At 72.5% G+C, this 22131-nt stretch carries 15 protein-coding genes; 6 read left to right on the top strand and 9 right to left on the bottom strand.

The window, feature by feature from the left end; all coding sequences use genetic code 11:
* Positions 1-104: 104 nt before the first annotated feature.
* Complete coding sequence (locus O0S08_RS27725; protein WP_269032335.1) at positions 105-4043, bottom strand: serine/threonine-protein kinase; 3939 nt, start codon at positions 4041-4043, stop codon at positions 105-107.
* Positions 4044-4260: 217 nt separating this feature from the next.
* On the opposite strand from O0S08_RS27725, the gene O0S08_RS27720 reads away from it, so the two are divergent.
* Complete coding sequence (locus O0S08_RS27720; RefSeq protein WP_269032334.1) at positions 4261-5637, top strand: sigma 54-interacting transcriptional regulator; 1377 nt, start codon at positions 4261-4263, stop codon at positions 5635-5637.
* Positions 5638-5852: 215 nt separating this feature from the next.
* The gene (locus tag O0S08_RS27715) at positions 5853-6725 is read left to right on the top strand and encodes a HEAT repeat domain-containing protein (RefSeq protein ID WP_269032333.1); all 873 of its coding nucleotides are present in this window, start codon (positions 5853-5855) and stop codon (positions 6723-6725) included.
* Positions 6726-6950: 225 nt separating this feature from the next.
* Here the strand turns inward: O0S08_RS27715 and O0S08_RS27710 are convergent, their stop codons facing one another.
* From O0S08_RS27710 to poxB, 3 genes are all read right to left on the bottom strand, one after another.
* Entirely contained in the window at positions 6951-7712 is a 762-nt protein-coding gene (locus tag O0S08_RS27710) for a hypothetical protein (protein ID WP_269032332.1), read from the bottom strand.
* A 124-nt stretch (positions 7713-7836) separates the two neighbouring features.
* On the bottom strand, positions 7837-8487 hold the full coding sequence (locus O0S08_RS27705; RefSeq protein WP_269032331.1) for a hypothetical protein: 651 nt from the start codon (positions 8485-8487) through the stop codon (positions 7837-7839).
* Positions 8488-8875: 388 nt separating this feature from the next.
* Positions 8876-10603 carry a ubiquinone-dependent pyruvate dehydrogenase gene (gene poxB / locus O0S08_RS27700; protein WP_269032330.1) on the bottom strand — a complete coding sequence of 576 codons (1728 nt, stop codon included), beginning with the start codon at positions 10601-10603 and terminating at the stop codon, positions 8876-8878.
* A gap of 299 nt (positions 10604-10902) precedes the next feature.
* Between poxB and O0S08_RS27695 the strand changes: the two genes are divergently transcribed.
* From O0S08_RS27695 to O0S08_RS27685, 3 genes are all read left to right on the top strand, one after another.
* Complete coding sequence (locus O0S08_RS27695) at positions 10903-11670, top strand: DUF1266 domain-containing protein (RefSeq protein ID WP_269032329.1); 768 nt, start codon at positions 10903-10905, stop codon at positions 11668-11670.
* A 246-nt stretch (positions 11671-11916) separates the two neighbouring features.
* Positions 11917-12381: a DUF4279 domain-containing protein gene (locus tag O0S08_RS27690; RefSeq protein WP_269032328.1), complete on the top strand. Its 465-nt coding sequence runs from the start codon at positions 11917-11919 to the stop codon at positions 12379-12381.
* Positions 12382-12771: 390 nt separating this feature from the next.
* Entirely contained in the window at positions 12772-13215 is a 444-nt protein-coding gene (locus tag O0S08_RS27685) for a hypothetical protein (RefSeq protein WP_269032327.1), read from the top strand.
* 235 nt (positions 13216-13450) lie between these two features.
* Here O0S08_RS27685 and O0S08_RS27680 read toward each other — a convergent pair whose 3' ends face one another.
* The 5 genes from O0S08_RS27680 to O0S08_RS27660 all read right to left on the bottom strand — a co-directional run bounded on the left by O0S08_RS27680 (position 13451) and on the right by O0S08_RS27660 (position 19659).
* Positions 13451-15208, bottom strand: a complete 1758-nt coding sequence (locus tag O0S08_RS27680; RefSeq protein ID WP_269032326.1) for a hypothetical protein — start codon at positions 15206-15208, stop codon at positions 13451-13453.
* A gap of 101 nt (positions 15209-15309) precedes the next feature.
* The gene (locus tag O0S08_RS27675) at positions 15310-15603 is read right to left on the bottom strand and encodes a hypothetical protein (RefSeq protein ID WP_269032325.1); all 294 of its coding nucleotides are present in this window, start codon (positions 15601-15603) and stop codon (positions 15310-15312) included.
* The gene (locus O0S08_RS27670; RefSeq protein WP_269032324.1) at positions 15600-16748 is read right to left on the bottom strand and encodes a serine hydrolase domain-containing protein; all 1149 of its coding nucleotides are present in this window, start codon (positions 16746-16748) and stop codon (positions 15600-15602) included. The genes O0S08_RS27675 and O0S08_RS27670 overlap by 4 nt, the downstream gene beginning before the upstream one ends.
* Positions 16748-17401: a hypothetical protein gene (locus O0S08_RS27665; protein WP_269032323.1), complete on the bottom strand. Its 654-nt coding sequence runs from the start codon at positions 17399-17401 to the stop codon at positions 16748-16750. Before O0S08_RS27665 ends, O0S08_RS27670 begins: the two co-directional genes overlap by 1 nt.
* A gap of 383 nt (positions 17402-17784) precedes the next feature.
* The gene (locus O0S08_RS27660; protein ID WP_269032322.1) at positions 17785-19659 is read right to left on the bottom strand and encodes an IgGFc-binding protein; all 1875 of its coding nucleotides are present in this window, start codon (positions 19657-19659) and stop codon (positions 17785-17787) included.
* A gap of 891 nt (positions 19660-20550) precedes the next feature.
* Between O0S08_RS27660 and O0S08_RS27655 the strand changes: the two genes are divergently transcribed.
* Positions 20551-22023, top strand: a complete 1473-nt coding sequence (locus O0S08_RS27655) for a hypothetical protein (protein WP_269032321.1) — start codon at positions 20551-20553, stop codon at positions 22021-22023.
* Positions 22024-22131: the final 108 nt, after the last annotated feature.

Genomic DNA, 22131 nt, shown 5'->3' with positions numbered 1-22131 from the left:
GCGAGGACAAGCATGATTGGACTCGTCGCTCGCCGCCCCGACGCCGCGAGCCTGCCGTCGAGGCAGTGCCTGTCCCATGGATAATGTCCTGAAGGGCATGTCCCTCAGGACCTGTCCCCGAGAGCATTCGATGGATCGACCACGGCCCACGCGGCGGCGATCTCGGCGATCCGCGCGTGCTCGGGGATCGCGGCCAGGTAGCTCGCGCGCAGCTCGGGCGCGGCGATCCGGGCCGCGCGGGCGGACAGGTCGGCGTGGGCCGCCGCGATCGCGGCGCGGGCCTCGTCGTCGCGGCCGAGCGCGTGCAGGGCCTCGGCGCGGACCAGCAGCGCGGCGGGTTGCTGCGGCGGGCGCAGGTCGTGGGCGGCGCGGGCGGCCAGCACCTCGTCGACCTGCTCGAGCGCCGCCGCGGTCTGTCCGGCGCGGAGGAGGATCGCGGCCAGGGTGGTGGCGGCGAGGTGGCGGTCGCCGGGCATCGACGCCAGCAGGTGGCACGCGGCACGGGCCTCGGCCTCGGCGCGGACCAGGTCGCCCTGGCGGGCCAGCGCCTCGGCGAGCTCGCGGCGCAGCAGGCCGGCCCCGATCGGCCCCAGCGTGTGGGCGCCCTCGCGGCGGGCGATGAAGGCCTCGGCCTCGTGCACCGCCTCGGCCAGCGCGCCCTGGCCGACCCGCGCGGCGATCACCGCCGCGGTGCGGTAGACCGCGTAGGGCCCGTAGTCGACGCCGACCACGAAGGTGCTGCGCAGGGTCTGCTCGGCCGCGGCGTACTGGCCGAGCGACACCAGGTTGAGGCCGACGGTGATCCGCCCGGCGAGGGCGCCGCGGCGGTGCTGCATCCTGGCGAACGCCGCCTCGGCGCGGCGACCGGCGGCGAGGGCCGTCTCCGGGCCGGCGACGTCGTGGGCGTCGAAGATCGCGTGCGCCAGCCAGCGCCAGGCGTCGGCCAGTGGCTCTTCCGCGGCCACCGGCTCGAGCAGCGCGTCGTGACGGCGGACGATCGGCGCCGCGCGCGGGTGCTCGCCGGCGAAGGTGAACAGCACCGTGATCGCCATCATCGTGAACGACAGGTTGGCCAGCGCCGCCGGCTCGACGCGGACGCTCACCAGCTGGTCGCCGAGCTGCCGCGCCCGCTCGAGGTCGCCGGCGAACAGCGCCTCGCTGAAGCCGGACGCCAGCGCCGCGGTCCAGGCCACGCTGCCCGGCACGCAGCGGGCCAGCAGTTCGATCGCCCCCGACTCGAAGTCGCCGCGCCAGCCGTGCTCCTCGACGATCAGCGCCTCCAGGGCCACGCGCTCGGGGTCGGGCAGCTCGCAGCGCAGGCCGCGTTCCGCCAGGGCGATCGCGGTCGCCGGGTCGCCGGCGTAGCGCGCCAGCTCGACCGCGCGCACGTAGTAGAGGCCCGCGCGCGCCGAGTCGTGCCCGCGGGTGAAGTGCTCGGCGATCACCATCGGGTCGCGCTCCCCGGCGCGCTCGAGGTAGCTCGCGGCGAGGCGGTGGCCGAGCACCTGGTCCTCCGCGGTCAGGAGGGCGTAGGCCGCGTCGCGCACCAGCGCGTGGCGGAACGCGTACTCGACCTCGCCGGCCAGGCGGGTGTCGCTGCGCCGCTCGAGCAGCTCCGCGTCGAGCAGCGCCGCGAGCTGATGGTCGAGCTCGGCGGCCGCGCTCTCGCCGACCAGCGCCGCCACGCCGCCGCGCCAGAACGTCTCGCCGAACACGCTGGCCGCGTGCAGGGCCCTGCGCGCGCCGGCGTCGAGGCGGAGGAAGCGGACCTGCAGCATCGCCAGCACCGTCTCGGGCAGCGCCTCGCCCTTGTCCTCGGCGACGGCGCGGATGAGCTCCTCGAGGAACAGCGCGTTGCCGCCGGCCTGCTCGACCACGCGGGTCAGCAGGGTCTGGCTCACGTCCGGGCCGAGCACCCGCTGAATCAACTGCTCGCAGGCGCGGCGGCGCAGACCGCCGAGCTCGAGCTGCTGGCGCTCGCGGCCGTCCCACAGCCGCGGGAACAGCTCGCGCACCTCCGGTCGCGCCAGCGCCAGCACCAGCAGCGGCCGGTCGTCGAGCTCGCGCAGGGCCACGTCGCACAGGCGCACGGTCAGGCGGTCGCTCCAGTGCAGGTCCTCGAGCACCAGCACCACCGGCTGCGCCGCACACTCGGCGCGCAGGAAGTCGAGGAAGGCGCGCTGGATCTGCTCGCTCATCAGCTCGGGCGCCTGCCGGGCGGCGCGCAGCGGCAGGTCGTCGGGGTCGGCGAAGGGCACCCCGCACAGCTCGCCGAGGAAGCGGACCACCCGCGGCGCCTCGTCGGGCGGGAGGTGGCGGCCGAGCCCGCGCTCCAGTCGGGCCTGGTTGTCCTCGACGGGCAGGCCGTCGCGCACGTCGCAGTGCTGGCGCAGGGCCCGGGCCAGCAGCCCGTACGGCGCGCCGGCGCTGATCGGGTCGCCGCGGCCGACCAGGACCGTCAGCTCCGGGCGCTGGATCCGCGTCCGGCGCAGGAATTCGTGGCGCAGGCGCGACTTGCCGACCCCGGGCGGCGCCGTGATCAGCATCGCCCGCGCGGCCCGGTCCTCGATGCAGCCGGCGAGCAGCATGTCGAGCAGCGCCAGCTCCTGCTCGCGGCCCACGCACGGGGTCGGCTTGCCGAGCAGCGGCCGGGTCTCGTCGAGGCTGCTGCGCTCGCCGAGCAGGAGGTAGCAGCCGGTCGCCACCCGGTCGATCGCGTAGGCCGACTCGACCAGGCCGGCGGTCACCTCGTCGAGGCGGAGGCCGAGCTGCGCGGCCGGGCCGGGCGTCAGCGGCGCGGAGATCAGCCGGGCCGCGCGCGACAGCGCCTCGCCGACCGGCAGGGCGCCGCGCAGGGTGCCGCGGCTGGTCACCAGGGCGATGATCGCGTGCGGCCAGCGCTCCTTGATCAGCAGGGCGCAGCGGACCGCCTGCACCGCCTGATCGGTCGCGGTGCGGTGGCCGACCTGGGCCAGCGTGGCGACGATCGAGCCGTCGGCCAGGCCCTCGATCTTGAAGCCTTGCGGCAGCAGCTCGGCGCGCAGCTCGAGGTAGTCGATGCGCGCGCGCTCGGCCGTCAGGGTGGCCTGCGTCTCGACCGGCGCGTGGTCGGAGACGGCCAGGACCACGCTGAGGAACTGCAGCTCCGCGCCGACGAGCGCCGGCGCGGCGGGGGAGCGCTCGACCGGCCTCGGCTCGGCGGTCTGCAGGGCCGCCAGCTCGGCCAGCTCGACCGCCAGCAGCGCGGCGTCGCGGGGGCGCTGGGCCGGGTCCTTGGCCAGCATGCGGGCCAGCAGCGCCTCGAGCGGCTCGGGCAGCTCGGGCCGCCGCGTGCGCAGCAGGGGGGCGTCCTCGAACAGGATCTTGGCCAGCAGCGCGGCCACGTGGTCGGCGACGAACGGCGGCTGGCCGGTGAGGCACTCGAACAGCACGCAGCCGAGCGAGAAGACGTCGGCGCCGGGCCCGAGCTCGCGCTCGCCGCGGGCCTGCTCGGGCGCCATGTAGCCGGGCGTGCCGATGGCGATGCCCGTGCGCGTCATCGGCGGCGACAGCGACAGGTGCGCGACCCCGAAGTCGAGCAGCGTCACGCGCTCGACGTCGCCGTCGCGGAGGAACAGGTTCGACGGCTTGATGTCGCGGTGGATCACCCCGGCCCGGTGGGCCGCGGCCAGCGCCCCGGCGACGCGATGCGCCAGCGTCAGGCTCTCGCGCAGGCCGAGCGGCGCGGCGGCGAGGCGGCGCGCCAGGTCCTCGCCCTGCAGCCACTCCATCGCCAGGAACGGCTGCCCCGCCGGCGTGAGCCCGTGCGCCACGTGAGCGACGATCGCCGGGTGACGCAGCGCCGCCAGCAGCTGGCCCTCGCGCTCGAACCGCTGCATCTCCCGCGGATCGCGGCCGCTGCCGTGCAGCAGCTTCAGCGCGACGGTGCGGCCGGTCGCGTGGTCGCGGGCGCGGTACACCATCGCCATGCCGCCGCTGCCCGCGAGCGTCTCGAGCTCGAAGCGGTGCAGGATCATCGTGCCAGCGAGTTCGGCAGGCGGCATGGCGGTGTCATTCGGCGGTCCGGAGTAACCGGAGGCCGCGGAAAAATTGCGAGGGCGAAAGCATCCGCCGCGACCAGGGGCGCACCCTAACACAGCTGTATGGCCACGAGCGGGGCCTTCACGCCTTTGCGCGAGCGGCGCTCCATGAGCGCTGCCTCGCACGAGGGACCGATCGCGGGCCGGACCACCGCCGGTGCCGGCATTTTATACTCGCGGGGTGCACCACGGCGCGACGATCGAACGCAGCGAGGTCCGGGGCTCCGGCGACGCGCCGGGAGAGCCGCTGCCCGGGCTCGTGCTGGTGTTCTCCGAGCGTCGGCCCCGGCTCGCCGCGTTGCCGCTGGCTCCGGGCAGCCTGGTGATCGGGCGCGGCGATTCGCTCGGGGTCACCCTCCCGGATGCCCGGATGTCGCGCCAGCACGCCGAGGTGCGCTTCGACGGCGAGTGCTTCAGCGTGCAGGACCTCGGCAGTCGCAACGGCAGCCAGGTCGACGGCGAGCCGGTGCGCCCGGGCACCTGGGTGCCTGCGCGCCGGCTCGTGCGCCTCGGCGACTCGCTGTTCCTGGTGAGCCCGGATGTCCGGCCGTTCCTCCGCGCCGAGGTGCTGCAGACTCCGGACGGCCGCGTGATGGGCCCGATCACGCAGGCCATCGCCGCCGCGATCGGCCGCGCCGCCCAGGCCGGCGCCACCTTGCACATCTCGGGCGAGAGCGGCGTCGGCAAGGAGGCCGCCGCGCGGTCGTTCCACGAGCTCGGCCCGCACGCGCGCGGCCCCTTCATCGCCGTCAACTGCGCCGCGATCCCCGAGGGCATCGCCGAGCGCCTGCTGTTCGGCGCCCGGCGAGGCGCCTACTCCGGGGCCGCCGGCGACGCCGAGGGCTACGTGCAGGCCGCCCACGGCGGCACCCTCTTCCTCGACGAGATCGGCGACCTCGACCTCCAGGTCCAGGGCAAGCTGCTGCGCGTGCTCGAGAGCAAGGAGGTGCTGGCCCTCGGCGCCACCCGGCCGCGCCCGGTCGAGCTGCGCGTCTGCTCGGCGACGCACAAGGATCTGCGGGCCCAGGTCGCCGCCGGTCGCCTGCGCGAGGACCTGTACTTCCGCGTCGCTCGGCCCGAGATCGTCATCCCCCCGCTGCGCGAGCGCCTCGAGGAGCTGCCGTGGCTGATCGCGGCGACCCTGGAGCACGTGCGCCCCGGGCTCAGGCCCGACCCGTCGCTCGTCGAGACCTGCCTGCTCCGCCCGTGGCCCGGCAACATCCGCGAGCTGATCACGGAGATCCGCGCCGCCGGCCACGAGGCGGCGATCACCGGGGCGACGAAGGTCCTCCCGCCCCACCTCGGCCCGCGCGCCGGCCTGGCCTTCGCGCCGGCCTCGCCGGCGAGCCCCGAGCCGGCGAGCCCCCGCCCGTCGCCGCTGCCCGCCGACCCACGCGCCCCGGAGGCCCGCCCGATCCTGCTGGCGGCCCTGCGCGAGTGCAACGGCAACGTCTCGGGCGCGGCCCGCCTGCTCGGCCTGCACCGCACCCAGCTGCGCCGGCTCATCGCCCACCACGCGATCGACGTCGGCGAGTCCGCCGCCGCCTCCGACGAGTGAGCCTTCATCGCTCGCTCCATCTGTTTCCGCAGATGAATCGGGCGAGTCGGTCGTGGGTGACGCCGTCCCGCCGTAATGCGCAGACTCGCGGCCGTGGTCGACCGCGAGCAGGAGGCGTCGAACCGCCGACCGGCCGCCGCGAACGACTCGAGACGGCACCTGGCCGACCGCGGGCCTCGAGCGGACGCCTGCGGCGCTTTACACTGGCGACGACGATGCAGGAGCACCGACCCGACGATCCGCGCGACACCCTGACGGACGGCCTGCGCCGGGGTCCGCCCTGTCAGCGGGCGAGGGCCGCCGGGCGGATCGGCGAACTCGGACCCGACGCCGCCGCGTGGGCCGTGCCCGCGCTGTCCTCGGCGCTGCTCGACGACGGCGCGTGGGTGGAGGAGTGGTCCGAAGAGCTCCACGTGGTCGGTACGCTCGATCAGCTCCGGCTCGCGGTAGCAGCAGCCCTCGCGCGCATGGGCCCGTCCGGCTTCGAGGCGTTCGGCCACGTCTTGCGCGCCGGCGGAGAGGGCCCGTGCTCCGCCGTCGCACGGGTGCTGGACAGCGCCGCCCCGGCCGACCTGGGGAGCCTCGTCCCGGAGCTCCGGCACGCGCTCGAGCACGGCGCTCGAGCCGTGCGTGGGCATGCACTGTTCGCGCTCACCCGCGTCGAGCCGCGGCTGCCCTGGCTGTTCGACTGGTTGTCTGCCCATCTCGACGACCGTGAGCACGAGGTCCGCAACGTCGTCGCTCACGCGCTGCGTGCGTACGGCAGCGCCGCGCTGCCGCTCCTCCGCCGCATGATGGAGGACAGCGACTGCGCCGTTCAATCGATAGCCGCCCGCAGCCTGGCTGCAGCCGCGCCGATGGAGCAGGCGCTCTCCGAGCTGCTGGCGATCGTCCGCAGCGAACCCGATCCCGAGTTCGGCCGCTGGACGGCCGCGGTCGATGGCCTGGCCACCCTCGGCCCCGCTGCAGCCGACGCGCTGCCGCTGCTCGAGGCGGCCATCCAGGGCGCCGAGCGTCCCGTGCAGGACGACATCCTGGACGCGATCGCCCGGATCTCCGGACAACCCAGGCGCTTCGTCGACCCGTGATCGGACCTCGGGCGATTCATACGCCGCCGATCGGTGCCGCGTCGTCGCACGGCCGCGGCGAGGGCGAGGCCGGGGCTGCACGCGAGGTCGCCGATGCGGTCGATCCAATCGCGAGCTCGTGAAAGCCATCCCGCGCCGGGAACGAACGTCCTGACCGCATCGCCCCGGGGGCTCGGCGAAGCGAAGGACACGGGCCGAACCGCCGGACGGCGGCCGGCACAGGCATCACCAATTCCCGCCGTCGCTGCACACCTGCAGCGGATCGCCGGGGACGGCCCACTCGAAGAGGCAGCGCAGTTGGTCGTCGCCTTCGCCGGCGTCCTTGCAGGCTTGGTAGTAGGCGGGCGGCTGCAACTCGGCGACGATGGCTGCGCTCTGCTCGCCGAACCCGGGCTCGACCTGCTCCCAGGTCTCGCCGAGCGCCTTGCGGTCGGCCTGCACGACGATGAATCCGCCGAGTTTGTTGAGGCTGTCGCGGTCGTGCTGGAAGGTGATGACGCCGGGCGTGCCGGCGATCAGTTGCTCGAGGGCGCAGGCGAGGGCGTCGGGGCTGTCGATCTGGACGAACTCGTTGAAGATGCAGCCGATGAACTCGCGCGGGGCATCGTCGGGCCCGAGGACACCGCCGGTGTCGCCCGCGCTCTCACAGTGGGAGGTGATTGCGGGGCACGGGCCGGGCTCGCAGGCGAGCGACGAGAACTCCTCGATGGCCGGATCGCTGCACGCGCACCCGGGATCGGGCAGAGCGCCGGTGGTGGTGCTCGGGACGTCGGTGGTGGCGCCGGTGGTGGTGCTCGTGGCGTCGGTGGTGGCAGGGGTCGTCGTCGGCTGTGCGGTCGTCGTGCTCGTGCTCGTGCTCGTGGTGCCCGTGGCGGGGCTCGGGTCGCCGTCGGTCGTCGTGGTGGTCGGGTCGGCGCCGGGCGACTTGCAGGCGAACAGCAGGGCGAGGGAGGACGCGGAAATCAGGGCGCGGACGGATCGTTTCATCTCTGGAGTCTCCACGGAGACAATGGCCGGATCAGCGGGGATCTTGAGCGCGAACATTCGCGCGCGCCGCCATTCGCCCGGCGGCTCGACGAATCACAGGATTGAAGGGGAAAGGCCGTGATGCTCACAGCGTCGTCGGCGTCAGGGTCACGCTGTACCACGCATGATCGCGCGCCGCCGCCGGGGCGTTGCGCAGGGTGAAGGTGGTGTCGGAGCCGGCCGCGATCGGATAACCCGAGGGCGTCGAGCCGGTCAGCACGTACCAGGTGATGCTCCCCGTCCAGTGGGTCCGGGTGCCGGTCGGCGGCGACAGGTCGAAGGCGATGCCGACGTTGTCGGTGGCGCTGCTCGAGCGGTAGAAGGCGGCGGGCGGCGCGGCGTCGACGGGCGTCCACATCCAGCTCGAGAGGTGCGCCGGCATGGTGAACTCCGCCAGCGCCCCGGCCACCGGGAAGCCCGGCACCGCGCCCGACGGCAGCTCCTGCGAGCCCGCCGAGCCGTCGATCCGCAGCGTCGCCCCCGGTGAGGCGGCGTCGATCGCGGCCATGAAGCCGGCGGGCAAGCTCCAGTGCTCCTTGCCGCCGAGGTAGCCCGAGAAGGCCGTCTTCGCCGACAGGGTCGCCGCCGAGTGACTGACGATCCCGTCGCTGAAGGTCAGCTCGTAGACGGAATAGAGCTTGGTCCCCGGATCGAGCTGAAACGCCTGCAGCGGGGCAGCAGCGCCGAGCAGGGCCGCGGGGACGAACAAACAAATCAGACGACGGGACAGTGTCATGGCAAAGACTCCGGGGGTCGCGGCCGGGTCCATCCCGGCGCTCGCGCCTGCTGCAGACTCAGCAATCCGCGTGCCACCCCGTCGCATTCGTTCCCGCGCGCCACACGAGGTCGCGACGCCGCCAATGGGCCGCCGCGCTCCGTTCTCCCGCGGCAGCGTGCCGGCACGGCCTGGCACAGTGCCGGGGCGGGTGCCAGGGGCCGGCTCGCCGCGCCCGAATCCAGGCCCGGACAGCCCGGACTGGTTCCGCCGGGATGCCGACGGGCCGCGCGTCACCCGACCGCTGCCGGCATCCGGTCGGCGCCATTCAGCGGTCACGCGACCGCCACAGTCGAATCGCGCAAGAGGTCGATCGATCCGGCGCTGCCGAGCGACGAGGGACGCGAGCTCAGCGCAGCAGGTTGGTCTTCGCCAGATCGAGGATCTGATCGGCTCGACCGTTGAGGACGGCCTTGGCCATGAAGAGGCTGAACCCGAGCACCTGATCGGCCGCGAGAGACGGCGGCATCGCCAGCTCCTGGCGGGCGACCACGACATCGAGCAGCGCGGGTCCGTCGTGCGCGAGGGCCCGCACGAGGGCAGGGCGCACCTGCTCCGGCGTCTCGACCCTGAGGCCCAGGACGCCGGCGGCCTCGGCCATCTTCGCGAAGTCCGGATTGTGGAGCTCCGTGGCGAAGTCGAGGAAGCCGGCGGCCTTCATCTCCAGCTCGACGAACCCGAGCGCCCCGTTGTTGAAGATCACGAGCTTCACCGGCAGGCTGAGCTGCTGCAGCGTCAGCAGGTCGCCGAGGAGCATGGCCAGCCCGCCGTCGCCGGACAACGTGATCACCTGGCGCCCCCGATCGGCGATCTGCGCGCCGATGGCCTGCGGCAAGGCGCTGGCCATCGAACCATGGGTGAACGAGCCCAGCAGCCGCCGTCGCCCGTTCATCTTCAAGTAGCGAGCGGCCCAGATGGTCGGCGTGCCGACGTCGCAGGTGAAGACGGCGTCCTCGGCAGCGACCTCGCTCACCAGCTTCGCCACGTATTGCGGATGAATCGGCTTCTTCCCGGGCTCGCCGACGGCGAGATCGTCGAGGCCCCGACGCGCCTGGCGATAATGTTCGAGGCAGCGATCCAGGTGGTCGCGGTCGGTCTTCGGCGCGAGCGCGGGCAGCAACGCCGAGAGGGTCGCCCGCACGTCGCCGACCACCCCGAGATCGACCTTCGTCCGCCGGCCGAGCTGCTCGCCCCGGATGTCGACCTGGAGGACGGTCGCCTTCTGCGGGTAGAACTGCTGGTAGGGAAAGTCGGTGCCGAGCATCAGCAGGGTGTCGCAGTTCATCATGGCGTGATACCCCGAGGAGAACCCGAGCAGGCCGGTCATTCCCACGTCATGGGGATTGTCGTGCTCGATGAACTCCTTTCCGCGCAGGGCGTGGACGACCGGCGCCCCGAGCACCTGGGCCGTCCGTACCAGCTCCGCGTGCGCCCCTGCACAGCCGGCGCCGCCCAGGATCGTGATCTTGGCTGCCCGGTTCAGGATGGACGCCAATTCGGCGAGCTCCGCGTCGGAGGGCCGAATGCTCGGCTCGGGGGCGCGGCGACGCGAGCGCGGCGATTCATGCGCCGCGGGCCGCAAGGCGACGTCTCCGGGTAACACGACGACGGCGACGCCGCGGCGAGAGAGGGCGGTCTGCACCGCGATCTCGAGGATCCGCGGCATCTGCTCCGCCTCGGACACGAGCCCGCAATAATGGCTGCACTCGCGGAACAGCAGCTCCGGGTGGGTCTCCTGGAAATATTCGCTGCCGAGCTCGCGGATCGAGATCTGCGCGGCGAGCGCCAGCACCGGCACGCGGCTTCGGTGACAATCGTACAGGCCGTTGATGAGGTGCAGGTTGCCCGGCCCGCAGCTCCCCGCGCATACGCCGAGTCGCCCGGTCAGGTGCGCCTCGGCGCCGGCGGCGAAGGCGGCGGTCTCTTCGTGCCGCACCGGGATCCACTCGATGTCGTCGCGCGGCCGAATCGCGTCCGTGATCCCGTTGAGGGAGTCGCCGGCGACCCCGAAGATCCTCGCCGCGCCCATCGCCACGAGCGTGTCGACGAACAAATGCGCAACAGTCCTGGTCGCCATGATGCCTGCTCCGGGTGGCTGCGCGCCGCTGCCGTCCGCTGAACTGCCGGGCGAGCGGCGGCGGCGCGGCGAATTCGGGTCTCGCTCCGGAGACCGTGAACGTCCATGGACGAGGATCTCGGGCCGTCAAGGACGGGCCCGAATCGGGTGTGGCCAATGTCATGGGGAGGCCCGTGGCGGGCGGCGAGTTCAAGCAATGACGGGATCCGCATTGCCGTGAAGGCCTCGGGGTCGCCCCGGATCCTCGGATCCGCGGTCACCGATGGTGAGGCACGTGCCACGGCTCTATGCTGCCTGCCATGAGTCCGCGGGAAACAACCATCGTCGTGACGACCTTCGTCGTGGTCCTCGTCTTTTGCGTCACGATCCTGATCGTCGCCACCCGCATCCGTCGCCGCAAGATCGCCACCGGCGCGTACGGCCCGGGTCATTATTCGGTCCCGGCGCCCACCGATCCGTGGCGGCGCTTCACCTCGGCATTGACGGCGCCCTACGGCCGCGTCGAGGCCCGCTCGGGCCAGGTCGATCTTCGCAACCCGGTCAAGCCCGAACAGATCTTCTTCGGCTACGCGGTGCCCTCGACGCCCGGCAACCTGAAGACCTCGCTGGCGCGCGAGTGGGGGGTGACCGACGCCGCGTCGGCGACGGAGACGATCCGAAAGGGCATGGCGAGGGTGGGCGAGAACCTCCGGGCGCACCTCGCGGCCCGACAGGTGACGCCGCAGACGGCGCAGGAGCGGCTCCGTGGGCTCGGGATCGCCGTCGACGAGGCGCTGCTCCACGGGCCCTCCGGCCAGCCCGAGCCGGACGCGCTGGCGTTCGACATCGCCAGAGTCGCCAACCTCGTCCGCTGGTCGGCCGTCGCGCAATACCTCGACCCCCGGACGGCCGACGCGCAGATGGACGCGCTCGGCGGCGCGGCCGTCCTCGCCTTCGCCGACTGGCAAGATTTCGGCGCTCGTTACCGTTCGCGCCTCCCGCCGGCGGACACCGCCTTCGCCAAGGCCGTCGATTGGCTGCTCACCGACGCGAAGAGCCCGTGGAAGCAGCAGCCCTGGCCGGGTTGATGGTGTGGGTCACGTGTCTCGAAGGACAGGTTAAAGGCCGGCAGCTGCTCGCGCCTCGCCGACCGCGAGTTCGGTGATCTTGGGCGCGTCGAGCTGGGCCGTCCTTGCAGGACGCACGCTCTGGACAGTCGGGGCCCGCCGGGGACGAGCCGCGGGTCTCCCGCCGTCGTGCCGTCGAGACGGACGCAGTCGTCGGGTCGGCGACGCCGGATCGCTGTTATCTTTCACAGCGGGACCGAGCGCCGCATGGCCGACGACGACAACGTGCTCCCGCTCCGCACCGGTCGCGTCATCGCGGAGGTCGGAGGCGTCCCTGACGAGACGGGGGTCGCGCTCGCGCTGTTCGGCGAGGACCTCGAGCCGGACGTCGTCTCGGCCGAGCTCGGGTGCGAGCCGACCCGCACCCACCGCAAGGGGCAGCGACGGGGCCCGCGCAGCCCGCCGTACGTAGGCGGGGCGTGGTTCCTCGAACTGCGGGGCGAAAGCCCGGCCGAACCGGACGGGCTGCTGCGCGCCCTCCTCGCCCGGTTTCCGCGAGATCCCGAGTTCTGGGCCCGCTTGCGCGCCAAGTATCAGGTGCGTGTGCTCGTCGCGTTGCACAGCGGGGGATGGAATCGCGGGTTCGGGCTGAGCCCGGCGGCGATCGACCTGGTCGCCGCGACGGGGGCGGAGTTGGGCTTTGACCTGTACTTCCACGGCGACGAGGAGTGAGAGACCGATGGCTGCAATGGATGTGTCCCTGACGACATGCCCTGCGAGAACGAAACCTTTCGACCGGCGCGCCGGTGAACGGCGTCGAGCACAGCTGGGTCGGCGCGTTCTCGCCTTGCGGGCTGCCTCTCGGGACATGTGATTCGGAGGAGCCCGAGGCTCGTCGCGCGGGCCAGGTCGCGCGCTCGCACCATCGGCGCGGGCCTTGAAGGCCGCGCCGGCGACACAGCATCGGTGCCTACCGAGACTCCGCTCGTTCACCCGATCCTCGTACCGCTCGCACTCGGGTGTGTCCGGCCCCGGGGCGCGACGCGACCCTCGTCGTCACCACGGCGGCCCAGCGGCCGCCGCGGGGTCGACGTCGAGGCCGCCGGGCGCTATCGTCGCCGGGTGAGCGATACCCGACTGGAGCTGTACCGCCAGCGCTTCCGCAGCGCGCCGGTCGGCGTGTGGAGTCATGCGGTCGGGACGTTCGCCATGATCATGAACCAGGTGTGGACCATCAGGCCCGACCACACCGGGATGGTCCAGTGGCTGTCCGGCTCGGGCGAGCTCCGCTTCTTTTTCGAATGGCAGGAGGCCGGCGATTACCTCATCCGCGTCCGCGATCGCGAATGGATCGTCGAGGCCGACGGGGAGCCGCCGGACGCGGCCGAACCCGAGGACGATGAGCCCGAACCGTGGATCGATCTGCGCTACGAATTCAGCCTGGGGAACCACGGCGACTTCCCCGGCGAGTTCGTGCTGCTGCGCTCGGTCGGGAGCGAGGGGTTCTGGTGGAGCGACTTCCCGCTGATCCTCTCGGGCGGAGCGGCGGCGCTCGGCCAGGCATGAGAGCGGTGACGTCGTCATTCGCGGCCGAGAACACGCGCAGGAGGCCGCCGGTGCCGGCGGCGGCGCTGTCGCCTGTCTGAAAAGCAGGCCGCGTTCATTCCATCTGCGACAGCGGCGATCCGCGGCGTCGCTTCGCCGGAGGGGACGACGAAGAGCGTCTGTCCCCAGTGGCCGAGCCCCGCGAGGTACCGGTGTTCGACGCCGGCCTGGTCGAGGTTCTCGGGTCGCTACGGCCTCATCGGCTCGGTGTGTCGACGCGAGGTCCGAGGTCGGGGTCGATCAGCGCGCGCACGTAGGCGTGGTAGTGCGTGGCGATCGCTGTCTCGTACCTGGCTCGAAGTTCAGGCGGCATGGCGAACGGGCCGTCGGCCCAGAAGGTGAAGTCGGCGACGAAGTCGCCGGCGCCGTCGTAGACGCGCCAGTCGATCGCGGGGAACGGCGGGACATAATGCGGCAGCGGGAACTTGAGCCACGCGCGCAGGCTGGTGCTCGCGTCGTCCTCCTCGTCCTCCTCGTCCTCCTCGTCCTCGTCGTCCTCGTCCTCGTCGTCCTCGTCCTCGTCTGCGTCGCGCGGGAGTGTGAAGGCGACGTCGAGGCCGTTGCGGTCGAGCAGCTCGCGCCAGAAGCGGGCGACGATCCGGAACAGCGCCGCGTCGCCGTCGATCGGCATCACGTGGCCGTTCCACGGGTCGCTCATCAGGATCGTCTGGAACTCGCCGCCGGGCGGGCGCAGCGAGATCCGGTCCTCCTGGAAGGTGCCGGGCGCGGGGCGGTGGCACGGGCAGAACAGCGCGGTCCAGCCGTCGAGCTCGAGCGCGGCGAGGAGCTGGTCGTCGACGCGCTCGCGCAGTTCGTGGACCTCGGCCTCGTCGAGCAGGCGTACGCGCGCGGCGGCGGCGGCGAGGCGCTGCTCGGTCAACGTCGCGCGCGGCGGCGGGAGGGGAGCCGAGCCCGGCGGGCCCTCGGCGACCCACGTGGCGAGCAAGGCGAGCGGGCGCGAGGCGGCGAGGAAGTCGCCGAACAGGAACTCGATGTCGATCTCGAGGTCGTCGCGCTCGAGGTACTCCTGCGCGGCGGTCCGCCACGCCTCGACGGCCGCGCGCGCGACCGACTCGTCGGCCGGCGCGGGTGCCAGGTAGTCCTCCGCCGCCAGCGTGCCGGCCCACACCTCGCGCTCGTGGATGTCGACCACCTCGTCGCCCGCGAACGTGACGACGCGCAGCAGCCAGCGCTGGGTGCCGTACGACGCGGCCCGGACGTCGTGCTCACCCGACATCCGGTGCAGCGTGTAGCGCCGGTCGCCGGCGCTCGCCTCGGCGAGCGGAGCTCCGCCGGCGCCGAGCAGCTCGAGCCCGCGGGTCAGCATCCAGCCGGCCCGCCCGCCGACGGTCTCGGGGAGCAGCGCCTGCAGGAGCGCCTCGACGATCGCCGCGGGATAGCCCTCCTCCGACTCGGCGAGCGCCGACTGCAGCGCGGCCTCGGCCCGCGCGCGCCAGTCGGGCGCGAGCGGGAGGGCGAGCGCGACGGCGGACGGCAGGCGGACCTCTCCGCGCACCCGCTGCAGGCCGTCGCGGTCGATGCGGCGCAGCGCGAAGTACACCCGGCCCTCGCTGCGACGGACGTGCGGTCGGAGCCAGTCGACCTGCAGCGCTCGCGTGCCGTCCTCGACGCGCAGGCCGTCGAACATCCGCCCCCGCAGCGCCGCGCCGACGCTACCTGGCCGTTCGGACATGTCGGCGAACTCGTCGCGGACGTGCGCCGCGAGCTCGGTCCGCAGCGCCGGGTCGATGTCGTCGCCCGCCTCTGCCAGCGCGGCGATCGCCAGCTCGAAGCCGCGGCCGAGGTTGCACGTGCGCCGGAGATCGTCGGCGAGCTCGCCGCGGTCGAGCGAGGGCGCGCTCGCGGGCGGCCACGGGGCGAGGCGGTGCTGCGGCAACGCGGCCGCCTGCGACAGGGCCGCGAACAGGACGTCGGACAGGTCGACGGAGCTCATGACACGGACGGTAGCGCAAGCGACGGGCGGTACGAAGGGCCCGAAGATTTTCATCCCTCGGGTGCGCGCTCACCCTCGACGGGCTGGGGCACTCGCTGCAGTCAGTCGTGGACGCAGCCGTGGCGGCCGTCGAAGCGGGCGTCGGCGGCCCAGAAGCCGAGGGCGACCGCGTGGACGCGCTTGTTCTCGCGGTCGATCGTCGCCCTGGCGACGTTGGGGGACACGCGGGTCCAGGCGGCGCACTCCTGCTCGGTCAGCTCCATGACGAACAGGCAGGAGCACATCTCCTTGGCCTTCTGGCGCACGGCGAGCTCGGCGTCGTTGTTGTCGAAGGCCTCGTCGTTGCAGGCGGCGAGGGCGAGGGCGAGGAGGGCGGGCAGGGCGCGGCGGGTCACGGCGAGTCCTCCGCGGCGAGGGTGAGGGCCAATTCGAGGTAGCGGTTCTGGTCGAAGCCCGACTCGCGGTCGTCGGCGACGCGGACGAGGACGAGGTCGGCGGAGGGGACGACGAAGATCGTCTGCCCCCAGTGGCCGAGGCCGGCGAAGGTGTCGGGGGGCGCGGCGGGCCACCGGCGCTCGTGCGCCAGGTCGGGGACCGGCAGGTTGAGCCACCAGTGGCGCCCGGGCACTGCGTCGCCGTCGCGCAGGAAATGTTCGTAGGACTTGCCCATCTGAAACGACGGGTTCGGCTGCGTGCTGGCGGCGACCCAGCCCTCCGGGACGATCTGCTCGCCGTCCCAGCAACCGTCGTGCAGGAACAGGTAGCCGAAGCGGGCCATGTCGCGCGGGGTCGCGTAGACGTAGGACGAGCCGACGTAGGTGCCGGCCTGGTCGCGCTCGAACATCGCGCTCGTCATGCCGATCGGGTCGAAGATGAACTCCCACGGGTAGTCGGCGGCGAGGCCGGGGCCGAGGGCGCCGGCGAGCACCGCGGACAGCAGCACGGTGTCGCCGGAGCTGTAGCGATAGATCGTGCCGGGGGTCTCGGCGAGGCCCTGCGCGGCCACGAATGCGGCCATGTCGCCGGAGCCGATGCCGTACAGCATGGCGATCACCGACGACAAATAATAGGGCTCGTCCTCGTAGCCCTCGTTCCAGTCGATCCCCGAGCCCCAGTCGAGCAGGTCGCCGACGGTCACGTCGCACAGCTCGGCGCCGGCGTCGTAATGATCGCAGATCGAGTCGTCGACGGTGAGGGCGCCGCGGCCGACGCCGACGCCGACCATCGCGTTGAGGAAGCTCTTGGACACCGACCAGGCGAGGTGGCGGTTGTGCTGCGCGTAGCCGCGGGCGTAATGCTCGTAGACGACGCGGCCGCGGTGGACCATGACGACGCCGTCGGTGCGGATGCCCTCGCGGTCCTCGTCGCGGCCGGTCAGCGTGAACAGGTACTCGTCCGCCGCGGCGACGGTCGGGCCGCTCATCAGCGCCTCGGGCCAGTCGGCCGCGGGCCAGGGGACGCCGGCCGGACAGGCCGCGGCGGCCTCGCGGGCGGCGAGGAGGGACGCGACGGTGCAACAGGACAGGACCAGCCGCTGCATCAGAACTTGAACTCCAGGACAGGTACGATCACCGTGGTCGCAGTGGCCGCCGCCGGGGTGCGCGGCCGCCGGGTCAGCTCGGCGGTCATCGTCGCCAGACCGCTGTTGAGGAACGCCTCGCCGAGCACGATCGCGGTCGCGTGGCCGAGGTTGCGGAAGTCGGCGCCGCCGACGACCGCGCCGATGAAGATCCCGAGGTGCGAGACCTGGTTGACGAGGAAGCCCGGCCAGAAGCGATCGCGGCCCGGGGCGACCGAGCGCCCGACCGCCCACTGCACCGTGTAGTTGAGGATCGGCGGCACGAAGGCGCCGAGCACGAGGGCGCCGATCGCCGGGCCGAGGCCGTGGCCGGTCTCGCCGACGCGGGTGGCGACGAAGTAGGTCGCGGGCTGGATGAGGATCGTGCTGAACACGCCCGCGCTGAAGTGCGAGAACACGAAGTTGCCGTCGACCGGGCCGCGCTCGCGACGACGTCGCTCGCGAGGGGTGAGCGCGGGGGCGGGGGCGGGGGCGAGGGCCGGCTCGCAGGCGGCCGGGGTGACGGTGGCGACGGCGCTCGCTGGCGGCGCCGCTGGCCCCGGCTCGCGGAGCTCGCCGGCGCAGGCGACGAGCGCGAGGCAGCCGGCGAGGAGAGTGGGAGCGTGCCCCTTCATGCGGCCCAGGGTACCGCAGGCGGCGGCGCGCTAGAAGGACCGCCGCGGGCGGGAACAGGCTCTGCGAGGAACGGTGCGAGGGCGAGTGCACGGGTGAGCCGCGACGCGGCCGCTCGGGCGGGCCCGGGTGTGGACGAGGACATGTCCGCGGACGACCGAGGCCAGCAGGCCGGCGAATCAATCTCGATCGTGGTGATTGGGATCGTCGCCCTCGGGCGCTCCGGGTCGCCGCGAAAGGCCGCGCCGTCGAAGGTCGTGGCAATCGTGAAGGCCACGAAGAACCGCGGAGCGGACGACGGCGCCCGGCCCCTGTCGAGGAGGGCGGGCGCCGTCGTGGGTGCAGTCGCACGAACGCGCGGCGCGGGGCGGCCGCGCCGGATCGGTCACTGCGGATTGATGACCTTGAGGCGGAGCCCGCCGGGGTACGCGTAGGACGTCACCGCGGTGTAGCCGACCTGGTAGATGCCGAACGGCGAGTCGCTCTCGGCCAGGTGGGTGCCCTCGCCGATCTTCCAGTCGGCCACCTCGTAGTCGCCGACCGTGTAATAGCCCGACACCGCCGCCCCGTCGACGAGCACGTCGGGCGCGCCGACCGGGCGGACCACCTGCACGTAATTGGGGTTGTAGCCGATGCCGGTGACGAACACGTAGCGGTCGAGGAACTGCTCGACCGGCACCATTTGATACGACGCCGGGTCGCCGGTGCCGGCGCCGCCGTCCTGGCCCTCGAGGTATTGCACCGGCATGAACGGCTTGTCGCCGGTGAAGATGAAGCTCGCCTGCGTGCTGAATTGGTGGTACTTGCCCTTGTTGAGGGTGACCGGGAAGCCGGGCTGCACCGGATCGGTGGTGATCGTCGTGTTGTCCTCGCTGGCGTACACGCGCCACCAGTAGTCCTCGCTGCCGCGCTTGGGCGCGTGGGCGCCGACGTACTTCAGGCCCCAGTACTCGATCGGGATCATCTGCTCCTCGATGTGATCGCAGTACGTCACGTTGGCCGGGATGTTGACGCACTGGACCGCGCCGACCACCCAGCCCGGCTTCGACAGGGTGACGATCGTGCCGGACACGTCGTTGGCGCCGCCGCTGACCTGCAGCAGGTCGTAGTCGTTGACGGTGATCATCCCGGTCTGGTTGGCGGCGACCGCCGGCACGCCGCCGCCGGCCAGCGTCGCGGCCGGCGGCGTCCACGTCACCACAGTGCCGTCCTCGACGCCGACCACGTTGAAGTAGGCCGGCTCGCCGGCGCCGAGGCTCGGGGTGAACGCGGCGATGATGTAGTTCTTCTGCTGCGCGTGGTCGGGCAGCAGCATCGACGAGTCGTTGTGCGCCTCGGCCTCGATCGGCGAGTGCTGGTAGGCGACCACCGGCACGTCGCTGACGACCTTGAAGGTCGAGTCGACGCGGAGGATGCTGCCGGTGCCCGGCTGCGGCGGCATCGTCAGGTCGAACTTCGCGCTCTGGCCGGGCGGGACCTGGATCGGGCCGGCGACCATCTGCTCGGCGCCGCCGGAGAAGAAGTACATCGACACGGTCGCGGTCTTGGTCTTCGACACGTTGCCGACGGCGATCGCGGTCGGCTCCTCGGCGAAGTTCTGCATCTTGTTGCCGCGGAACACGCAGCCGACGCTGCTCGGGTCGCTCTTGATCAGCTCGCACAGCTCGGTGCAGCCGCCGAGCGAGCACTCCTGCGTCGCGCCGCAGGCGACGGGCGGCTCGAAGCCGTCGCCCTGGGCGTTGCAGGTCTTCTCGGCCTCGAGGCCCTCGCACACCACCTGGCCGGGGTTGCACAGCTTCGAGGTGCACTGGTCGCCGACGCACGACTGTCCTTGGGGACAGGGCACCGGCTCGAAGCCGCTGCAGTCGTCCTTGCAGGTCAGGAGGCCGGCGGGGTCGCAGCCCTGGGTCTCGCCCGGCTGGCACACGCAGCTCCCGTCGGTGGTGTCGGTGCCGACGGCGGTGTCGCTGTCGGTCGTCAGGCCCATGGTGGTGGTGGTCGTGGTGGTGGTCGCGTCCGTGGTGGTCGCGCTGGTCGTCGTCGACTCGGTGCCCGACGCCGAGGTCCCGGTCATCCCCGTCGTCGGGTTGTCGGTCGTCGCGTCGGAGGTCGTGTCCGTCGTGCCCGTCGTACCGAGCGTCGTCGTCGGGTTGGTCACCGTCGACACCTGCGTCGCGGAGACGGTCGGCTCGGTGGCGTCGTCGCCACATGCGACCGGGACGAGGAGAGCGAGGATGAGGGCGCGCGTCGCAAAGTGCATGCGCGCAGGATCGGCGACCGGCGGCGGTTTCACCCGTCGGCCGAAGGTGCGCAACCTCCCTTGTCCACTGCGAAGCGCACGTCGCTCGTGCGATCCCTGAGCCCGCGCCTCGCCGGCCCGCGCGACCCAGGGCACCCGCCTCGTCGCCCGGGGGGACGCGTGCGGGCGGCGAGCCGGCCCGGCGCGGGCACGCGGGGGCGACAGGCGACTGCTGCGGACGGTGCCGGCGTCCGGCATGGTCCGCGACGAGCGTCGACGGCCGCACCCGCGAGCGACTCGAGCGCTGCCGACGCCGGAGAAGCTCTCGTGCTCGGCGAGCGCCGCCGGTCCTGGCCCCGTCGATCCCGCGGGCGTACGCGTGGCTCGTGCTCGCGTGGGGCAGTCCTATGCCGCTCCGGGGCGGCGCTCGAGGTCGACGAAGATCCCGGTCGCTCGAGCCGCCGATGCCGGGGCGTCGCGGGGAGGTCGAGCCGACCTGCGGTCTCGAGCTTTCACCGAATTCAGCGAGATGGATCCGGAGCTCAATGGCGATGTCCGCGGAGCCGGGACGCTGCGACGAATTCGTCGATTGGAGTGATCGCGCGAGTCGGGCGACCGATCGCGGAGAATGTCGGTTCGGATGAGCACGAGTTCGTCCCGCGAGGATGCTGCGGGTCACGGCTTTCAGCTTCGCCCGAGACGTGGCCCGCCACGGCTCTTCACGGCGGTGGGCGCGTGGGGCGCGTTGGAGAGGACGCGGCGATTGTCGGCGTCGTCCGGTCTCGAGGCTCCTCGCAGAGGTGGCCAGAGACGGCCGCGTCCGTCTGACCCCCGGCCCCGCAGTTTTCGCTTCTCGCAGCTCGCAGGGCGGTGTACCGTGGGGCCGTGCATCGATGTGACGATCGGCTTCGCATGGGTTCTGCGGCCGTCTGGGCGGCGCTCTCGCTGGTCTCGGCGCTGTCCGCCGGCTGCTCCGACGACGGCACGGGGCAGACCGCGACTCAGGCGACCGCGCCGGGCACCATGACGGCCCTCCCGAGTACCCTGTCGGATGGCACCACCACGGGCCCCACGACAGGTACCTCGACGGACGTCTCGACGTCCTCCTCCTCGACCAGCACCGGCGAGGACACGCTCACCACCACCGACGCGCCGACGACGGGGAACCCCACCGGCCCCAAGTTCGACGTGGGCGGCGCGGACCTCGGCGGCGGCGACACCGACGGCTGCAACTTCAGCCCCGACGCCAACCTCACGGGCACCGTCTACGCGCCGAACCTCCAGCTGCCGATCTCCGGCGCGCTGGTCTACGTCACCAGCGGGCCCGTGGAGCCGCCGGCCGACGGGGTCTACTGCGCCGAGTGCGTCAAACTGGACTGCGACACGCCGAGCACGTTCACGGGGCCGGACGGGAGCTTCACGCTGCCGGCGGTCTCGGGCCCGAACCAGAAGCTGGTGGTGCAGAAAGGGCAGTTCCTGCGCGTCGTCGACCTCTCGATCGCGCCCGGCCCGACGGCGCTGCCCACCGACCAGACGAATCTGCCGGGGCAGTGGAATCCGGCCGCGGGGATGTGGATCCCCCGCATCGCGGTCTACGACACCGACCCCGACAAGGTGAAGAACGTGCTGGCCAAGTTCGGCCTCGGCCAGGTCGACGGCACCGGCGCCCTGCTCGGCGGGACCGAGAACTTCACGCTCGTCAGCGACGACACGCCGGCGTTCCTCGAGAACCTGGCGGAGATGAACAAGTACCACATCATCTTCGTGCCCTGCGCGACGACGAAGTTCTGGCCGGGCGCGCCGACCGTCCCGGACTCGCGCCGCGAGAACGTGAAGGCCTACGTCGCCGCCGGCGGCAAGTGGTACGCCACCGATCACTCGAACGAGTACATCGAACAGCCGTTCCCCGACTACCAGGAGTTCCACGCGCCGGCCATGCCGGACATCCAGCCGGCCTACGACTCGAACGGCACCGTGGTCGACCCCGAGATGCTGGCCTGGCTGCAGGCGCTGCCACCTGCCCTCAAGGACATCGGCGGCGGAAACCCGACGCTGAACAACCTGCCCGGCATCCTGACGCGGCTCAACTACTCGGGCATCGACGTCATCTCGCCGGTCATCGTCCAGGACATGGAGGGCAAGGACGTCGACGTCGGCCACCACACGTGGGTCGAAGGCCCGTGCGCGAGCTGCTCGAACCCGCAGATGGTGCGGCCGATGGCGATCACCGGCCAGTACGGCTGCGGCCGGATGATGTACAGCACCTTCGAGAACTCGAGCGACAACCACCCGGGCCTGAATCCGCAGGAGCTGGTGCTGCTCTACATGATCCTCGAGATCGGCGTCTGCTTCGAGCAGACCCCGCCGCCGCCGCCGCCCGGCTAGGAGCCTGCCTGAGAAACGCGCGCCCGAAGGCGCGGGGCCATGGGGATCTGGGTGACGGCGGGCACGGAGCGGCGGAGCGGGTCCCTCGCTACGGCGGGGCCCTCCCAG

The organism is Nannocystis punicea (assembly GCF_026965555.1).
Lineage (GTDB): Bacteria > Myxococcota_A > Polyangia > Nannocystales > Nannocystaceae > Nannocystis > Nannocystis punicea.
This window is presented reverse-complemented; position numbering and strand designations above follow the sequence as displayed.